At 63.8% G+C, this 15951-nt stretch carries 16 protein-coding genes; 12 read left to right on the top strand and 4 right to left on the bottom strand.

What is annotated here, in order from left to right; all coding sequences use genetic code 11:
* Positions 1-85 precede the first annotated feature (85 nt).
* The 3 genes from Pan44_RS14800 to Pan44_RS14790 all read left to right on the top strand — a co-directional run bounded on the left by Pan44_RS14800 (position 86) and on the right by Pan44_RS14790 (position 3918).
* Positions 86-955 (top strand): FHA domain-containing protein, encoded by an 870-nt coding sequence (locus tag Pan44_RS14800; protein WP_145030795.1) that lies wholly within the window; start codon positions 86-88, stop codon positions 953-955.
* A complete protein-coding gene (locus Pan44_RS14795; RefSeq protein ID WP_145030794.1) occupies positions 955-1782 on the top strand; it encodes a formylmethanofuran dehydrogenase subunit C in 828 nt (275 codons plus the stop codon). The genes Pan44_RS14800 and Pan44_RS14795 overlap by 1 nt, the downstream gene beginning before the upstream one ends.
* Before the next feature lie 252 nt (positions 1783-2034).
* Entirely contained in the window at positions 2035-3918 is a 1884-nt protein-coding gene (locus Pan44_RS14790; RefSeq protein WP_145030793.1) for a hypothetical protein, read from the top strand.
* 47 nt (positions 3919-3965) lie between these two features.
* Here Pan44_RS14790 and Pan44_RS14785 read toward each other — a convergent pair whose 3' ends face one another.
* On the bottom strand, positions 3966-5024 hold the full coding sequence (locus tag Pan44_RS14785; RefSeq protein ID WP_145030792.1) for an FmdB family zinc ribbon protein: 1059 nt from the start codon (positions 5022-5024) through the stop codon (positions 3966-3968).
* A 201-nt stretch (positions 5025-5225) separates the two neighbouring features.
* Here Pan44_RS14785 and Pan44_RS14780 point away from each other — a divergent pair, with 201 nt between their 5' ends.
* Complete coding sequence (locus tag Pan44_RS14780) at positions 5226-6146, top strand: sugar phosphate isomerase/epimerase family protein (RefSeq protein ID WP_145030791.1); 921 nt, start codon at positions 5226-5228, stop codon at positions 6144-6146.
* Between the two features lie 10 nt (positions 6147-6156).
* Here Pan44_RS14780 and Pan44_RS14775 read toward each other — a convergent pair whose 3' ends face one another.
* Complete coding sequence (locus Pan44_RS14775; protein WP_197453337.1) at positions 6157-6684, bottom strand: glutaredoxin family protein; 528 nt, start codon at positions 6682-6684, stop codon at positions 6157-6159.
* Between the two features lie 277 nt (positions 6685-6961).
* Between Pan44_RS14775 and Pan44_RS14770 the strand changes: the two genes are divergently transcribed.
* The 4 genes from Pan44_RS14770 to Pan44_RS14755 all read left to right on the top strand — a co-directional run bounded on the left by Pan44_RS14770 (position 6962) and on the right by Pan44_RS14755 (position 10351).
* Positions 6962-7321 carry an STAS domain-containing protein gene (locus Pan44_RS14770; RefSeq protein WP_145030790.1) on the top strand — a complete coding sequence of 120 codons (360 nt, stop codon included), beginning with the start codon at positions 6962-6964 and terminating at the stop codon, positions 7319-7321.
* 87 nt (positions 7322-7408) lie between these two features.
* Positions 7409-8590, top strand: coding sequence for an iron-containing alcohol dehydrogenase (locus Pan44_RS14765; RefSeq protein ID WP_145030789.1), 1182 nt, complete (start codon positions 7409-7411; stop codon positions 8588-8590).
* Positions 8569-9768, top strand: coding sequence for an outer membrane protein assembly factor BamB family protein (locus Pan44_RS14760; protein WP_197454115.1), 1200 nt, complete (start codon positions 8569-8571; stop codon positions 9766-9768). The genes Pan44_RS14765 and Pan44_RS14760 overlap by 22 nt, the downstream gene beginning before the upstream one ends.
* 61 nt (positions 9769-9829) lie before the next feature.
* On the top strand, positions 9830-10351 hold the full coding sequence (locus tag Pan44_RS14755; protein ID WP_145030787.1) for an NUDIX hydrolase: 522 nt from the start codon (positions 9830-9832) through the stop codon (positions 10349-10351).
* Between the two features lie 7 nt (positions 10352-10358).
* Here Pan44_RS14755 and Pan44_RS14750 read toward each other — a convergent pair whose 3' ends face one another.
* On the bottom strand, positions 10359-11000 hold the full coding sequence (locus Pan44_RS14750; protein ID WP_145027933.1) for an IS630 family transposase: 642 nt from the start codon (positions 10998-11000) through the stop codon (positions 10359-10361).
* Positions 10948-11280, bottom strand: coding sequence for an IS630 transposase-related protein (locus Pan44_RS28290; protein WP_390620637.1), 333 nt, complete (start codon positions 11278-11280; stop codon positions 10948-10950). The genes Pan44_RS14750 and Pan44_RS28290 overlap by 53 nt, the downstream gene beginning before the upstream one ends.
* 593 nt (positions 11281-11873) lie before the next feature.
* Between Pan44_RS28290 and Pan44_RS14740 the strand changes: the two genes are divergently transcribed.
* The 4 genes from Pan44_RS14740 to Pan44_RS14725 all read left to right on the top strand — a co-directional run bounded on the left by Pan44_RS14740 (position 11874) and on the right by Pan44_RS14725 (position 15949).
* A complete protein-coding gene (locus Pan44_RS14740) occupies positions 11874-12767 on the top strand; it encodes a hypothetical protein (protein WP_145030786.1) in 894 nt (297 codons plus the stop codon).
* A gap of 15 nt (positions 12768-12782) precedes the next feature.
* On the top strand, positions 12783-13601 hold the full coding sequence (locus tag Pan44_RS14735) for a hypothetical protein (protein WP_145030785.1): 819 nt from the start codon (positions 12783-12785) through the stop codon (positions 13599-13601).
* Positions 13602-13657: 56 nt separating this feature from the next.
* On the top strand, positions 13658-14818 hold the full coding sequence (locus Pan44_RS14730) for a hypothetical protein (protein ID WP_145030784.1): 1161 nt from the start codon (positions 13658-13660) through the stop codon (positions 14816-14818).
* A 255-nt stretch (positions 14819-15073) separates the two neighbouring features.
* Complete coding sequence (locus Pan44_RS14725) at positions 15074-15949, top strand: DUF6677 family protein (protein WP_145030783.1); 876 nt, start codon at positions 15074-15076, stop codon at positions 15947-15949.
* Positions 15950-15951 lie beyond the last annotated feature (2 nt).

The raw sequence follows: 15951 nt of genomic DNA, 5'->3' as shown, positions 1-15951 counted from the left end.
GGCATGAGGTCGATCAGGCGGCTGCATCCGGCCGGTTTCTGCCGAAGTTTACAGTCCACACTGCGCTCGGTTGGGTGAGTACTCCATGTTTCAAGCTGAACTGCGAGTTGCTACAGGCAAGCAGATGGGAAGTGTCATTCCCCTGCCGGTCGGTAAGTTTCTGGTTGGTCGCGAAGAAGACTGTCACCTGCGTCCCAACAGCGACCTGGTGAGCCGCCACCACTGCGTCTTCACCTCGGATGAGTATTCGATCCGCCTGCGAGATCTCGGAAGCACCAACGGGACGTTCGTGAACGGCGAACGGATCCGCGGACAGGTCATCCTGAAGGAAGGTGACCGGGTCGTCATCGGGAAACTGGAATTCGATGTGGTCGTTCGCGACCCCTCGATGGAAGAAACGTCCACCAGCCTGTCCGGGTCGACGCAGACCGACATGCCCAAGCCGGCCGCCGCGCCCGAGCCGATGCCCGCCGAGCAGGCTTCCAGCGAAACCATGATCGAGATGCCCACGGCCAACTACGCCGCGCCGGGCATGGGAGACACCGCGTTCGCCGGGATGCCCCAGCAGCCCGGTATGGGCATGTACGGACAGCCGCCGCTCGGCTATCCGCCGCAGTACCCGATGCAGTATGGCTACCCTGGCTACCAGATGCCCCAGATGCCCGGCTACTACCAGCAGCCGATGGCTTATCCGCCCATGGGCATGTATCCCGGCGTGGCGCCGCAGATGATGCCGGCCCAGGGAATGCCCGCCAGCTCGACGACCGCGGAACCGGCGGCCACCGAAGCACCGCAGATCGAGATCCGCCTGCCCGACCCGGAAACCACCGGGGCCAAGCCGCCTGAGCCCAAGCCCGCGGCCCCGGCCGGACAGAGTGGTGACAAACCGGTCTCCATGCGCGACACCGCTGCGGACATCATCAACAAGTACCGCACACGTCCACCGGCGGGCTGATGGCCGTTACCCTGTCGCTGCGGCAGGCCTGCGGAATTCCCGTCGAAGTGGACGGCGTCCTTCCCGAACGGCTCCGCGGCCTTTCGACAGACCAGGTCCGGCAAACGGCGATCACGCAGGGCAATGCCCGCCTCTCGATCGGCGATCTGTTCGATGTCTCCGGCTCCTGCGACGATGATCTCATCGTCCGATGGCAAGGAGACTTGCGCACTGTCAAACGCATCGGAGAAGGCCTGGGATCGGGAACCATCGTGGTCGAAGGATCGGCCGGGATGCACCTGGGCGCGGGAATGACGTCAGGACGCATCGAAGTCCGGGGGGATGTCGGCGACTGGGCCGGAGCCGAAATGAGGGGCGGGCTGATCCGGGTTTTCGGTTCGGCCGGCGATTGTGCGGGGGGCGGATATCGCGGCTCGCGTCGCGGAATGACCGGCGGTGAAATCCTGATCGACGGCGATGCAGGAAATGAAACCGGCCGCGTGATGCGCAAGGGATTGATCGCCGTGGGCGGGGCCTGCCGCGATTTCTGCGGCTCACGGATGATCGCCGGGACGATCCTCGTCGGCGGGACTTCTGGCAGGGGTTCCGGGGCCGGAATGAAACGGGGCACGATCGGACTTCTCGGAGAGCGACCCCCGGAGATCCTGCCCACCTTCCAACGCTCGGGAGTCCTGAGCCCCCTGTTCCTGACGGCCTATGCCCGTCGGATTGAAGACGCAGGTATGGAAGGACTCGCAACGTTGCTGGAAGGCCCCATGCAACGCTGGTGTGGCGATCGCCTGACAGTCGGGCTCGGCGAGATTCTGGCGCCCGCCGCCGCGGGTTGAGACGCGAGTTCCGGCCCCGGCCTCTCGGCGATTCCTGCCGAACCCTGCAGCCCAAATGGCGTGGGGAGGCCGTTTTCCGGCAGATTGCGGTCCCTGCAATTGACCCTGTCCGGCCGATCTGGCACATCCCCGCGGTGCACGGAGTCCGGCGCCAATCGCCAGCCCGTGTTGCGCCCGTTCCGGACGAGTCTCCCAGAGGACGACTCAGCCGGCTCGACGAGGCAACGGTTCAAGGGAACTGCGGAGTGAATCATGAAACGTCTGTTGCGAAGGGCCGCCGTCTGCACTGCGCTGGGCGCATGTCTGCCGGGCTGCACCGGTATGATGACGCAACAGGCTGTCACCGCGTTCGCCAGGGGAATCGAGTCCAAGGACCTCTCCCGGCTGAAAGCCAGCACCTCGAGCGAATTTGAGCAGAAGGCCCTGCGGCTGTCGGAATCGACCCAGGACCTGAAGCTCATCAACCTTCCCCAGGGGAAGGTGAAGGTCATCTCGATCGACGAGAAGGGGCCCAACGAGCGGCTCGTGAAGGTCCAGCACGGCGAAGCCAGGAAGCCGATCGAGTATCACCTCATCCGCGAAAAGAGCGGCCGCTGGGTCGTCGACGATGTGCTCGTTTCACAGAAGAAGGATGGCGACGAACGCGCCGTCTGGCGTTCCATCACCGACCAGATGAACCTGCTGCTGTCGGTCCGCGAACTCATCAACGACTGGCAGTCGAAGGACCGCGAGCGGATCATGTCCGCCACGACTCCCGATCTCCGTCGCGAACTCGACGGCCTCCCCCCCGCGTGGCTGGAAAAGGTGACGGAGCGGGTGGCGGGCGAAGGTCCACTGCGATCGTTCCGGCCCGAAGCCTCGATGAAGGAAGACCGCGCCATCGTCAAGCTGCTGCGAAACGGCGGCCGCGAAAGCGAAGTGCTGATGGAGTTCAAGCTCACGGACGGTCGCTGGCTGCTCGAGGACGCCTCCTGGCCGGGCGTCGATCACAGCGACGTCAGCTCGCTGCGGAAACTGTCCCTGGCCCTCACCTTCTCACGCAGGTTCCTGGAAGCTTACGGCGGATCGGAAAAAGCGGTCCTCACCGGGCTCTGCACCCCGGAGTTCGGTCGCTGCCTCGAAGGCGCCGAGCTGAGCCGCGTTCCACTTCCGGTCGTCGACCTGCTGACGCGGCCGTTTGAAGTGCGGCAGCACCTGAACAAGCTCGACGTCCTGCTGGCCGCCGAACACGAGACCTTCACCCTCAACGTGCAGTGGCAGAACGAACGCGGCGAAGTGCCGACGAGTTCCTCCGACAAGGTGACCCAGGCCCGGGTGGAAGAAATCACGATCTACGACCGGAAGGATGAGCAGGTCAAACGGGTCTCCTCCATGTTTCAGGCGCATGCCCTAGTGGAGTACTACGCGGAGATCCTCGCCTCGGGAGACGTCGAGCAGATTCGCCATCTCTCCACGACACAGTTCAACGATCGCGTCTGGAGGCGGTTCCCGCCGGAGATCCTGCGGTTGATTCGCCTGCCTGAAATTGAAAACGCTCCGCCGCGCCTCGTCACGACCGTGTTCCAGGGGCCGGTGACCGAAGTCACGGTCATGCAGGGCGAGCGGGCTCTCACCTACGTCCTGCACACGGAAGCTGCCGAAGTCAAAGTGGACGACGTGCTGCTGCCGGTGATCGACCGTCCGTCGTCGCTGTGCAAGCACCTGGAACTGCTCGGCCCCGTCTACGAGATGGCCGACGGAATCCGCCGACAGGACAGGAAGCAGTTGCTGGCGACCTCCGGGACAAGCCTCGACCGGATCGTGTGGGAACAGGTTTCGGAAGCACCGGACATCGGCGTCGACGTCGTGCGACGTCTGATCGCGCCGGTCGTCGCGATCCGGGCCGGCGACCTCCAGTCGCGGATCACCCTGTCCGACGGACAGAACGTCGCTGAAATCGAGCTCGAGGAAGAACGGGGACGATTCGTAGTCGCCGACGTGAAATTCATCGAAGCCTCGAGCAAGCAACCTGTGGCGATGCTGCAGGCGATGCGACAGGCGATTTCCCGCGACATGCAGGCCCGCACCTCGCGGGACATCCTCCCCGCCTCCGCAGAAATCCGGGCGTCGGCAAGCCAGTTGGTCGAACCGCTCTAACCCGGGGGTCAACACGAGCCACGTCGCTCGATTGCCCCCGACCTGCTTCACGACCTTTGAAACACGTGGTCCCGAACCGCAGGCTCCCGGCCGGTGAACCGCAGATGGAAGAACTCGTAGGACCGCTGCCCGATCAATTGCTGAGGACGATCGAAGTAGCGGGCGAGCGACTTCAGGAGATCGGCGGGTACTGGTCCCGCGGGGCGGCTCTGGTAGTTCGAGATGATGAGAATCTCGTAGGTGCCTGACGACCTCAGGTCGGCCCCGTATCGCCCGCGTGCGTCGGCAAGGACGTACGCCCCTCCCGACAGCTTGATCGATTCGCGTGCCAGCTGCTGATCCGCCGCATCGGCATTCGCGGCGAAGCCATCCACCGACATCAGCGCACTCCCCTGCCGCTGCTCCGGAAACATCAGCACGCGGGCCCCGGCGTCCGGAAGCGACTCGCCGTCCGGCGTGATGTACGTGATCCTGCCCGTCAGCGCGGGCACGGATTCGGCGACCGGAGTCGGCTCGGCCGGAGCGCTCTCCCTGCCGGCAGGCCGATTGGCGCCACCTTCTTCCACGAGGTCGACGGCGCGTCGCGGCGTCGCGAACCACCATGTCAGCGGCACCACCAGGGCCGTCGTTGTGGCACCGACCAGGAGATCGCGCCGCGTGACGACCGAAGAACGGCGGGCGATCGCGGGCTCAGGCGCCTCCCGCGCGAGCGAGGCCAGCTCTTCGTCGACTTCGACCCACGGCCGCGACGATGTGGCTCCCGGCGGTTCAGATTCCGGAACGTCGGTTGGCGAGGCCGACACTGGCGCCAGCGGCACCGCCTTCACGGGCGGTGCCTGGGCGACCGCGGTCGCAATGCTTCCGGGCCCCGCGGCAGGCGGTTCCTCCGGAACGCCCAGATCGAGCGCGGCCAGTTGCTCGAGAGCGGAGGCAAGAGAATTGTCGTTCAGATCGATCGCCGGTTTCGGAAGCGGAGCAACCGTGCCGTCCAGGTTCGGAACGCGAAGAGTGCGGCCGCACGAGGGGCAATCGACAATGCTGCCGCCCTGAGCGCGGGAAATCCCCAGGAACTGGTTGCAATGGGTGCAGCGGAATTTGATCGGCATCGGAGCCCTCGAGACGGCGCGAGCGCACGCGTCCGGTCATTGTATCCCGACACCCCTCCCAGGAGGGAAATGTCGATCAGATTTTCATCAGGCATCCATTCAACGGTGCCCGACGGAAGCGGAGCCGCCTCGGGCCGGATACATTGCCCTCGGCGCCGGCCAAACGGCCGTGGAAACGTTGGATCCCCGGGAGGAAGAGTGATGCAGCTGGGTTTTGTCACCGCGTTGTTCCCTGAGCTTTCCCTGCGGGAGATTCTCGAGTTCGCGGCCGAAACAGGCTACGACTGCGTAGAAGTCATGTGCTGGCCCCCCTCGAAGGCCGAACGCCGTTACGCCGGCGTGACGCATATTGACGTCGCCTCGCTCGGCGACCGGGAACTCAGCGAAATCGACTCGGCCGTGCGATCGACCGGCGTGAAGCTGAGCGCGCTGGGCTATTACCCGAATCCACTCACCCCGGACCTCGCCGAGTCGGAAGCCGTCGTCTTGCATCTGAAGCAGGTGATCACAGGAGCGGCGGCCCTCGGCCTCGGCACCGTCAACTCCTTTGTCGGCCGGGACTGGACGAAATCGGTCGATGACCAGTGGCCCCGGTTCCTCGACACCTGGCGCCCCATCATCGCGCATGCTGAAGCTCACAAGATCCGGATCGGCATCGAGAACTGCCCCATGCTGTTCGGCAAGAACGAATGGCCCGGTGGTAAGAACCTCGCGACATCGCCGGCGATCTGGCGGCGGATGTTCAATGACATCAACAGCAACAGCTTCGGGCTCAACTTCGACCCGTCACACTTCGTCTTCCAGTTCATCGACCCCGCCCCGGCGCTCATGGAGTTCAAGCACCGGCTGTTCCACATCCATGCGAAAGACGCCCGCCTCGATCAGTGGGCCCTCAATGAATATGGCGCCCTGGCGAACCCTGCCCTGTTCCATACTCCCAAGCTCCCCGGACTGGGCGATGTGAACTGGGGCCGGTTCTTCTCAGTGCTGACGGACTGCGGATACCAGGGGCCCGTCTGCGTCGAAGTCGAAGACCGCGCCTACGAAGGAACCGTGGAACTCCGCAAGGCGTCGCTGCGACAGAGCGCCACATTCCTTCGGAACTACATCCCCAAAGAATGACCCGCAGCCTTCAGGCCCGCGTGGTCGTCGTTTCCGCGGGAGGAGTTCCTTCGAGCAGCCGCTGGAGCAGCGTCTCGTTGATCTTGCCGCGAAAGCGGATCTCGTCATCGAGTTCCAGCACCGGCACGCACTTGCAGAATGCGTCCCTGAAATCGGCGTGAATGTCGATATCGATCTCGCGAATCGGCGGCAGCCACCGGCGATACATCTGCAGCAGGAACCGCGCGTCGTCGCACAGCGGACAGTCGTGCTTCGTATACAGGACGGCCGATTCAAACCGCCGGCCGCCGTGCCGCGGCTTCCATTCGGTCGACGCATGCCCCGAGGACCACAGCGCCGCGAAGCCGCCTCCGAACAGGGCAAAAGTCGCCGTCCACCAGAACGCCGGAACCCGTCCCCAGATCCGAAGCATCACTGGTGGCAACTGCCCGGACTGGGCGAACAGACACAGCACCAGCCCACCGACACCCGCCAGGAGAAGCACCGTTCCCAGGCGGCCGTTGATGCGGTGACGATCGGACTCGTGCAGAAGCGACATGCGAACAGCGAACCTCTGATGCCTCCGGGACACTCTCCCAATTATCGCGGGGAAATCGATTCTCGCCAAGGAGAGCAGTCCGGGCAGCCAGCCGATCTCCTGCGCCCCCCGCACTCAGCCCCCTCCCCTCCCGTCGAGTGCGGATTGGGAAGGCCCCGCGGCCTCCAAACGTATTCCTTGAGCCACCGGCCGTTTGAGGGACCGGCCGCAATTGACAAAACAGCCCCCGCCGGGAGAATCGCGGGTGACTTCTGTCCTCCCGCCCTGATCGATCGACATGCCGGTTGCCCCGCAGATCACCAATCTCGACCAGGCGACTGTCGTCGCGCTCGGGCCGGATTACAAGAACATCACCGAAGAGATCGTCGGCTCGGCCTCCAATGTTCTGATGACGGCCGCCGCGAACGAGCAACCCAACCTCGTGCTCGACTTCGCCGACATCGAGTTCTTCGGGTCGTCGTTCATTGAAGTGCTCTTCCGCGTCTGGAAACGCCTGCAGCAGCGGGGAGGACGCTTCGCCCTAGCGAACGTCTCCACCTACTGCCACGAAGTCCTCAAGACGACGCATCTCGACTCCATCTGGCCGGTCTGCGCCACCGTCGACGACGCCGCCCGGGTGCTGAAAACTCCGGTCTGACGCGCGCCCCCGATTCCGGGAGTGCCGGCATGGCGATCCCCTGTCTACAATGACGGGGTTGTCCCGCCATACTGCCCCGCCAGCCGAATGACTCCACCCCCGGCCGAAACTCCTGTCATCCCGAGCTTCGATTTCGACCCGCGGACACGCGTGGTCTTTGGTCGAGGCGTTTTCTCCCGACTCGGCGAGTTGGCCGCGGATTTCGAGCGCCGGCATGTGCTCCTCGTCACCGATCCGGGACTCCGGGCCGCCGGCCATGAAGCGAAGGCCATCGACCTCCTGAATGCTGCCGGACTCGACGTCACGGTTTACGACGAAGTCCCCTCCAACCCCACCACCGACGATGTCCTCCGCGGGGCCGAATTCGCCCGTGCCCGGGAAGTCGACATGCTCGTCGGTCTCGGCGGCGGCAGTTCGATGGACTGCGCCAAGGGGATCAACTTCCTCGTCACCAACGGAGGCCGGATGGAGGACTACCACGGCTTCGGGAAGGCGACGAAGCCGATGCTCCCGATGATCGCCGTGCCGACCACGGCCGGAACCGGCAGCGAAGCCCAGTGTTATGCCGTCATTTCCCATGCCGAAAGCCACGTCAAGATGGCCTGCGGCGACAGGAAGGCGGCGGCCAGGGTCGCCATCCTCGATCCCGAGTTGACCCTGACGATGCCCGCCAGCGTCACGGCCGTCACCGGCATCGACGCCATCAGCCACGCGGTGGAAAGCTACGTCACGACGAAACGCAACCCGATCTCTCAGTTGTTCGCCCGCCGCGCCTGGACACTGCTGGCCCGTTCGTTTCCCCGTGTCCTCCAGAAGCCGGACGATGTCGATGCCCGCGGCGCCATGCTCCTGGGAGCCCATCTGGCGGGCGCCGCGATCGAGAACTCGATGCTCGGAGCGGCGCACGCCCTGGCCAACCCCGTCACTGCTCGCTTCGGAATCACCCACGGCGCTGCCATCGGCATCCTTCTGCCCCACGTCGTCCGGTTCAATTCCGCCGAGGTCGACGGCATGTACCGCAACCTGGCTGTCGATGCGGGCCTGTCCATCAACGGAACGCCCGCCGGCCATGTGCTGGCCGATCGACTGAAATCGTTCGTCGTCGATTCCGGCTCCCCCGTTTCACTCGAGGAATGTGGCGTGGATGCCGGCCTGATCCCCCAGATGGCCGCCGAAGCGGCGCAGCAATGGACCGGACGATTCAATCCGAGAAGTGTGGCGGCGGACAGCCTCGAGGAGCTTTACCGATGCGCATTTCCCGCTCGCTGAACCACGGCTTCGACCGTCGGCAGTTTCTCCAGGCAACCGCCGCCATGGCCGCGGCCGCCGGCGTGTCGACCACAACCTGCGCCGCAGCCGCCCCCCCCGTCGTCGAGGAATGGACGACCTTCCGGAATGGTCCGTCACTTCTGGGCGTCGCCGCGTCGACGTTGCCGGACAAGCTGGAACTCCTGTGGGAAGTCCCGACGGAGGATGGCGTCGTCAGCACCCCTGTCATTCGCGATGGCAGGGCTTATGTCGGCACGCTGGTCGGATACCTGCTGTGTCTCGACCTGGCGACCGGCAAGGAGTACTGGCGCTATCGATCGATCGAATCGAAGGACGAGAAGGAGTTCGCATCCGGGTTTGCGGCCCCGATCGGGATCGCCGGCGACGCCGTTTTTGCCGGCGACGACCAGGGAGTGTTCCACGTCGTCGATGCGGCCACCGGAAAGAAGAAGTGGTCGCTGGAAACCGGCTCGGAGATCGTCGGGGGGCCCACCTTCCTCGACGACCGCGTCCTGTTCGGCTCCCACGACGGCAAACTCTACTGCCTGAAGCAGGCCGATGGTGCGAATGTCTGGACGTTCGAGACCCAGGGACCGGTGAACGCCACGCCGACGCTCGCCGGCCAGTTCACCTTCATCACCGGCTGCGACAAGCCGATCATGCGCGTCGTCGACACCGCCACCGGCCAGCAGCACATGGAAATCCCCATGGAGGAACTGCTGATCGCGTCGGCCGCCGTGGTGGACGACATCCTCTACTTCGGAACCGACGCTGGGTCGGTGATTGCTCTCGACTGGAAGAAGAAAGAGCGCCTGTGGACCTACTCGGTGCCGAACCGGGAACAGCAGATTCACTCGTCCCCGGCCATCTCCGGGAACACGCTCGTCATTGGCAGTCGCGACAAGCACCTGCACGCGATTGACCGCACCACCGGCAAAGGGCTGTGGACGTTTCAGACGCGGGCGAAGATCGACGGCTCCCCCGTGATCGTTGGGGAGCGTGTCTACTTCGGCTCGGCCGACAAGTTCCTCTACGGGTTGTCGTTGAACGATGGCAGCCTGGTCTGGAAGCAGCCGGTCAGCCAGTCGGTCGCAGGCTCTGCGGCCATCGCCTCCCGGCGCCTGGTGATCGGAACCGAAACCAACACCGGCCGCATCCTCTGTTTCGGCGCCAAGTGATCCAGCCCTCCTGCTCCTCGGGCCAACGCCGGCTCCTTGAGAAAGCTCTCGTGCGACACCCATGAAGAAATCCCCAAGGAAGGTTCTCGCGGAAGGCCGCTACCTGCGGATGGTCACAGAAAACGGCTGGGAATATGCCGAACGGTCGCGTGGCCTCGACGCCGTCGCCGTGATCGCTGTCACCGACGCCAACGAGTTGATCCTCACCGAGCAGTTCCGCGTCCCGCTGAAGAAGCAGGTGCTTGACCTCCCGGCCGGCCTCGTCGGCGACGACGAGGATGGAGAAGACCTGGTCGTCGCGGCGAAGCGGGAACTCGAGGAAGAGACGGGTTACCGGGCCGCGCGCATGAAAAAGGTCTTCTCCGGTCCCACCTCCGCCGGCCTGTCCAGCGAAGTCGTCAACCTGTTCCTCGCGACGGGTATCCGGAAGATCGGCGACGGCGGCGGTGTTGCGGACGAAGCGATCGTTGTTCACCACGTCCCTCTCGAGATGGCCCTGCCGTGGCTCCGACGGTATGAGCGCCGCGCCGGCGGCATGGTCTCCCCCAACGTCATCGCCGCCCTGGCGCTCATCGGCAGCTAGAGCAACTTCATGATTCGTGTGCAGTGTATCCGCAGGAACGGATGTAGTTCAGGCATTCGCTCGGAGTGAACTCGTCCACCAGCACTCCGATCCGGTTCCAGAGTCCTTCTGTCGTCCGTTCAGCGCTCGTCCGCAAAAGCGTCTTGAACTTCGAGAACAACTTCTCGATCGGGTTGAGATCGGGTGAGTACGGCGGCAGGTAGTACACCTCAGCCCCGGCCTGTCGAATCGCGTCACCCACCGCGCTCTGCTTGTGGCTGCTGAGGTTGTCCATGACCACCAAGTCTCCCGGCTCCAGCGCCGGGATCAGGAACTGACGGACGTAAGCCAGAAAGCATTCCCCATCCATCGGGCCATCCAGCACCAGGGGAGCAATCACTCCGCTGGCCCTGAGCGCCGCTGCGAACGTCGTCGTTTTCCAATGCCCTTGAGGGACATGGTCCACGACCCGGCGTGATTTTGGTCCCCAGCCATAGCGTCGCGTCATCTTCGTGTCGGCCCCGGTTTCGTCGAAGAACACCAGACGGCGACAGGCTTTCGACTGCACCAGGATGTTCCACCAGCGGCGCTTCTGAGCCACATCCGGCCGCTGTTGTTCAGCAGCTTTGAGCACTTTTTTTGAGAGTGATTCCCCAGCGCCGAAGCGCATTCCACAGAGTGGTCGCGCAGCCCGGCAGACCGAGTTGGCGTTGCCTTTGGGCGAGCGTCAGGCCGGGGTCGTCCTGGACGCTTTTGAAAATCCGCTCCCGATGCGGTTCCAGAACGCACTCCGGGCCGACATCTCCCTGCCGGGGAGTGATCTGGCCAGTCTCTTTGCGAAGCGCGAGCCAGTTCCAGATGGTTCGTTCAGTGACCTGAAATCGCCGGGCGACTTCGGCCGGCGGAGAGCCGCGGTCGACTTCGGCCACGACACGTCGCCTCAAATCCATTGAGTAGGGGGTGGGCATGACTCTTCCTTGATTGAGCCAACCACTTGAGAAATCCTTTCCCCTATCATCCCTCTGAAAAGCAACTGTGGAAGTGCTCTAACGGACCGATTCCATGTAGCGTGACCTGATTCTCCCTCGGCCCCGCAGTCGGCTTATCCCTCGTCATCAACTTGCCAGCGGTGGAGAGGGCCGGGGTGTGGGTGCCAAGGTCATTGCGGTGACCACGCGGGAGACAGTCCCATTTATCCCCTGCCCTCCGTCCCCGCTTCATCGCCCCGGCTGATCCCCCGCAACTGCATTCCCGACCCAACCCATCCGGGTGAATCGGCAGGCCAGCCGCGTCGGCACATTGGAGGCCTGGGAGTGCATCGGTCAGTCAAAGTGGTGCGTTGAGGCGGGACCTTTCCCCCCTCCTCCGTGATCTCCCGCCCTTGCCATCGGCTGGCGGGGAGGCACAATATCTGTGGTGGCTCCCCCCGGTCGCGGAGATTCTCTGTACCAAATGTTGCGCCTGCCGTTCCTTATTCCGGCGCAACTCTCTGAGCTGCCACAGGTTATCTCAGATTCGCTGCGGTATTTCAGGAGTTGATTGCATGTCGACCTCTACTCTGGTGGCTCCCGCCCCGGGGGCGGTGCAGTTTCACGAACCCTCTCCGGAGGAGTTCAACTACCGCCCGATGTCGATGCTGGCGGTTCTGGCATTCGCGCTTTCGCTCCTGTCCCTGACGACATTGGCCCTGTGGTTCATGCTGCCGCTCGCCGTCGTCAGCCTGGTACTGGCGGTCGTGGCCGTGGTCCGGATCCGCTCAGCTCGTGGGGAATACTCCGGCATGAAGCTCGCCTCGAGCGCGGTGTTCCTCTCCGTGCTGGCGTTCGCCGGCGGACTGGGCTACCAGGTCTACGCCTACCAGACCGAAGTGCTCGAAGGCTACGAACGCGTCAGCTTCAGCCGCGACATCTCGGACAAGGGTCTCGTCACCTATGAAGGCAATCAGCTCCCGCATCCCGACCTGATAACCATGGAAGGAAAAAAGATCTTCCTCAAGGGGTTCATGTATCCCACGGGACAGGTCTTCGGCCTCAAGTCGTTTCTCCTGGTGAAAGACAGCGACCAGTGCTGCTTCGGCGGAGAGCCGAAACTCGTCGACATGCTCGGCGTCTACATGAAGGGCGCGAACCTCGCAGACTTCTATTCCGGGCGAGTCTCGGTTGCCGGTACATTCCGCATCAACCGGGAATACAAGGGCGGAAAACTCGAGGCGCTGTTCCAGTTGGACGGCGTCGAAGTGAAGCCTTCGGCCAGCGATTTTGATCCTGTCAAACCAGTCGACCTCACCGCTGAGCGAGCCACGTTCGAAGCAAAAATGAAGGAAGTCGCGGCCGAACAGGAAGCCGCGAAACTGAAGGCGGAGCCGGCTGCCAGCACCCCCGCGGCCGCCGAGCGGCCCGCGAGCGAATCGAAGCCGGCCGAGATGCCCCAGCCCTAAAGGAAGGTTCCCAGGATGGATCGCCGTAGCGTCTGCCCGCTCCTGCTGCTGGCTCTGATTGCCGGATGGTCCGGCTGCAACTCCTCGGCGACGAAAGGGTCCTACGAACTGGTTGAGCAGCCCCAGGGCTCTCCCGCTGCACCCGCAACGCCCCCCGCCGTCGAAGAACAGGTTGTCGCGACCCCCACTGTCGCCGAGACGACCCAGCTCAACGAACCACCCGCCACGCCCCCGGAAGTGAAACCCGAGGTCGTCCAGCAGGCGGTCACGGAAACCCCGAAACCCCTCGCAACGACTCAGATCGCCTCCGCCGCTGACCCCGCCCGGCCCGAAGCGGCCGTCGCGCTCGAGCCGTTGACCGCGTCGCCGGACGCGCTCAAGAGCCTGATCCCCAACAAGATCGAGCTGAAGGTCCCGCACAAGGATTTCAGCCGGGAGGGACGGGAGAAGGCCCTGCGGGTGTCGTATGACGACCTCGACCTTCTCAAGGTCCTCAACATGGAGCCGGTTCCGCTGAACGCGGAGGAGTATCTTCCCGGCTGGCTGAAATCACTCAACGGCGAAAAGGTGCGTCTTCGCGGCTGGATGTTTCCGCCCCTCATGACGGAAGGCTTGCCCGCCTTCCTCTTCGTGCGCGATAACCAGATCTGCTGCTTCGGACGCGAGGCCAAGGTGTACGACAAGGTGCGTGTCACGATGAAGGAAGGGACAACCACCGACTACATTTTCGGCCGGCCGTTCGATGTCATCGGCACCTTTCATATTGAGTCCGAAGAACGTGATGGCGAGCTGTATTTTCTGTACTCGATCGACGATGCAGTCGTGATGAAATAACCGGAGGCGACCTGCCGCGCGCAGGATGTCTCCGCCCGAGACCGGAGTGAAGTCCCATGCTGAATCGTCCCGTGATCGTCGCCGTCGCCCTGGCCTGCATGACGGCCGTCAGCGCCGCGCTCGCCTGTCCTTTCTGTGATGCCCCCGAGCCTTCGCTCGCCGAGCAACTCTCTCAGGCCGACGCCGCGGTGCTTGTCCAGTGGAAATCGGCTGAGCCGGCGAACGCTGAAAAGCAGACCTTCGGATCGACGACCTTCACTGTCGCGAACATCGTGCGACAGCCCGGCGCTGATTACGAAAAGGGATCGACGATTACGCTCGATCGTTATCGACCGGGAAAGCCGGGAGACCTCTTCCTGCTGATGGGAACGAAGATCGACGGCATCGAATGGGGCAGCCCGCTGGAAGTCACCGAGACGAGCTTCACCTACATCACCGAATCTCCCGGCCGCGAAGTCCCGGCGATGAAGCGGCTCCCGTTCTTCCTGAAGTACCTCGAGCATCCGGATGAACTGATCTCGAAGGACGCCTTCTCGGAGTTCGCCGCCGCCCCCTATAGCGACATCGAACCGATCGCGGACCAGTTCTCGCCTGCGAAACTGAAGGAATGGATCTCGAAGAAAGAGACGAACCAGACCCGCATCGGGTTCTACGGGATGATGCTCGGACTGTGCGGTTCGAAAGAGGACGCCGCCTTCCTGAAGGAAGAAATCAACCGGCCCACCGAGACCTATCGGCTCGGCCTCGACGGCATGATGGCCGGCTACGTTCTCCTCCTGGGAGACGATGGCATCACCATGCTCGAAGAGAAGCTGGCCCAGAACACGAAACAGTTCAGCGACACCTATGCCGCGATGCAGACCTTGCGGTTCATGTGGCAGTACGCCCAGAACCGCGTCAGCAAGGACCGGCTGCGCCAGGCCATGCGAATGCTCATTGAGCGTCCGGAGTTCGCGGACCTGGCAATCAAGGACCTGGCCCGCTGGGAAGACTGGACGGTCATGCCGAAGCTGATGGAGATCTACGAATCCCCCAGCCACGGCTCCAGCCAGACAAAACGGGCGGTCGCGCTCTTCCTGATCACCCTGTCGAAGAAGAAGGTTCCGGAAGGTGACGAGGCTCTGGCGAAGCACGTCGCGGAAGCCAAAACGCACCTCGAAGATCTCAAGGGCCGCGACCCGAAGATCGTCAAAGACGCTGAAAAGTATTTTTTCTGAACCGCGGCCTGCAATCGCTGCGTTGTTGAGCCATCGGCCCGGCGGCCGGAGGTGATGCAGCATCACCCCCGGCCCCCTGATTACGTACGCCCGGCGTCCCGTTGTCGACCGCGTCGGCACAAGTCCGTTCGTCCGTAAATCGTCCGAACGCAACTCGGAACAGAAGTCTGTTGGCGGTCCTTGGAGTCCGCTTCTATGATGCTCGGCTTGTGATTGCGTCGTCCTCGCGGGAATCCGCGACATCCCGGATCTGAAATGACCGACTCCCGCATCAGGCTCCGAGCTCCGGTTCTGGCCGCCATCCTGACCTTCATCCTTCCCGGCCTGGGACACCTGTTTCAGGGCCGGGTCTTCAAGGGGCTGGTCTACGGCGTCTGCATCACGGGGATGTTCCTCTATGGTTCTGCTCTCGCCGAATGGAAGGCGATCCAGGCCCCGCCGTTCGAATACCGGATGAAGAACCGGACGTTGCTGGCCCTGAAATACGCGGCCCAGTTCGGCATGGGCACTCCCGCGGTCGCTGCCCTGCTGCAGACGCGGCGCTACCTCAGCGACGAAAACCGCATTCCCCGCACCCTCGCTGCTCCCATCACGGCCCCGTTCGAAGGAACGTTCACGACGTATCCCACCGACGCCGGCCGGCTCGATACCCCAGTCAAAGGGACGCTGTCCCTCGAGACCGTTCAGGGAGGCTTCGGCGAGACCATCGGCGGCAAGTTCACGGGCTCGACTGGCGACGGTAAGCAGGTCGAGCTCACGTTGAAGGAAAGCGTCGACCTCGATCGCCCGATCGCGGCCGACTGGAACCGCCACGTCAGCGGCGATGCCCACCAGTCGGACGGGACTTCCGGGCAGCTGAACGGTTCCATTCCGCGTCCGCTCACGAACTGGTTCGGCGCTCCGCTCGACGACACCGAGGAACAGGAACTGGAAGGGCGTCTTGGAAAGTGGCATGAACTGGCCGTGGTCCTGACCTGGATCGCGGGCCTGCTCAACATGCTCGCCATCTGGGACGCCCTCGAAGGCCCGGCCTACGGATACAACGACGATCCCCACGGCGGCCCGCAACCGGACAGCGGACCGGCCCCCGGCAAGAAGCCGGCCGCAAAGCCTGCAGCCACGGCGGTGTGACT

The organism is Caulifigura coniformis (genome assembly GCF_007745175.1).
In the GTDB taxonomy this organism is placed as follows: Bacteria; Planctomycetota; Planctomycetia; order Planctomycetales; family Planctomycetaceae; genus Caulifigura; species Caulifigura coniformis.
The sequence above is the reverse complement of the archived record's forward strand: the minus strand, read 5'-3'. Positions and strand labels throughout refer to the sequence as shown.

Excerpts from the sequence above, each read along its gene's own strand:
- Pan44_RS14725 (WP_145030783.1), top strand. The coding sequence starts at position 15,074 with ATGACCGACTCCCGCATCAGGCTCCGAGCTCCGGTTCTGGCCGCCATC.
- Pan44_RS28290 (WP_390620637.1), bottom strand. The coding sequence starts at position 11,280 with ATGGATTTGAGGCGACGTGTCGTGGCCGAAGTCGACCGCGGCTCTCCG.
- Pan44_RS14795 (WP_145030794.1), top strand. The coding sequence starts at position 955 with ATGGCCGTTACCCTGTCGCTGCGGCAGGCCTGCGGAATTCCCGTCGAA.
- Pan44_RS14780 (WP_145030791.1), top strand. The coding sequence starts at position 5,226 with ATGCAGCTGGGTTTTGTCACCGCGTTGTTCCCTGAGCTTTCCCTGCGG.
- Pan44_RS14770 (WP_145030790.1), top strand. The coding sequence starts at position 6,962 with ATGCCGGTTGCCCCGCAGATCACCAATCTCGACCAGGCGACTGTCGTC.
- Pan44_RS14775 (WP_197453337.1), bottom strand. The coding sequence starts at position 6,684 with ATGTCGCTTCTGCACGAGTCCGATCGTCACCGCATCAACGGCCGCCTG.
- Pan44_RS14765 (WP_145030789.1), top strand. The coding sequence starts at position 7,409 with ATGACTCCACCCCCGGCCGAAACTCCTGTCATCCCGAGCTTCGATTTC.
- Pan44_RS14800 (WP_145030795.1), top strand. The coding sequence starts at position 86 with ATGTTTCAAGCTGAACTGCGAGTTGCTACAGGCAAGCAGATGGGAAGT.
- Pan44_RS14785 (WP_145030792.1), bottom strand. The coding sequence starts at position 5,024 with ATGCCGATCAAATTCCGCTGCACCCATTGCAACCAGTTCCTGGGGATT.
- Pan44_RS14760 (WP_197454115.1), top strand. The coding sequence starts at position 8,569 with ATGCGCATTTCCCGCTCGCTGAACCACGGCTTCGACCGTCGGCAGTTT.
- Pan44_RS14790 (WP_145030793.1), top strand. The coding sequence starts at position 2,035 with ATGAAACGTCTGTTGCGAAGGGCCGCCGTCTGCACTGCGCTGGGCGCA.
- Pan44_RS14750 (WP_145027933.1), bottom strand. The coding sequence starts at position 11,000 with ATGCGCTTCGGCGCTGGGGAATCACTCTCAAAAAAAGTGCTCAAAGCT.
- Pan44_RS14730 (WP_145030784.1), top strand. The coding sequence starts at position 13,658 with ATGCTGAATCGTCCCGTGATCGTCGCCGTCGCCCTGGCCTGCATGACG.
- Pan44_RS14755 (WP_145030787.1), top strand. The coding sequence starts at position 9,830 with ATGAAGAAATCCCCAAGGAAGGTTCTCGCGGAAGGCCGCTACCTGCGG.
- Pan44_RS14735 (WP_145030785.1), top strand. The coding sequence starts at position 12,783 with ATGGATCGCCGTAGCGTCTGCCCGCTCCTGCTGCTGGCTCTGATTGCC.
- Pan44_RS14740 (WP_145030786.1), top strand. The coding sequence starts at position 11,874 with ATGTCGACCTCTACTCTGGTGGCTCCCGCCCCGGGGGCGGTGCAGTTT.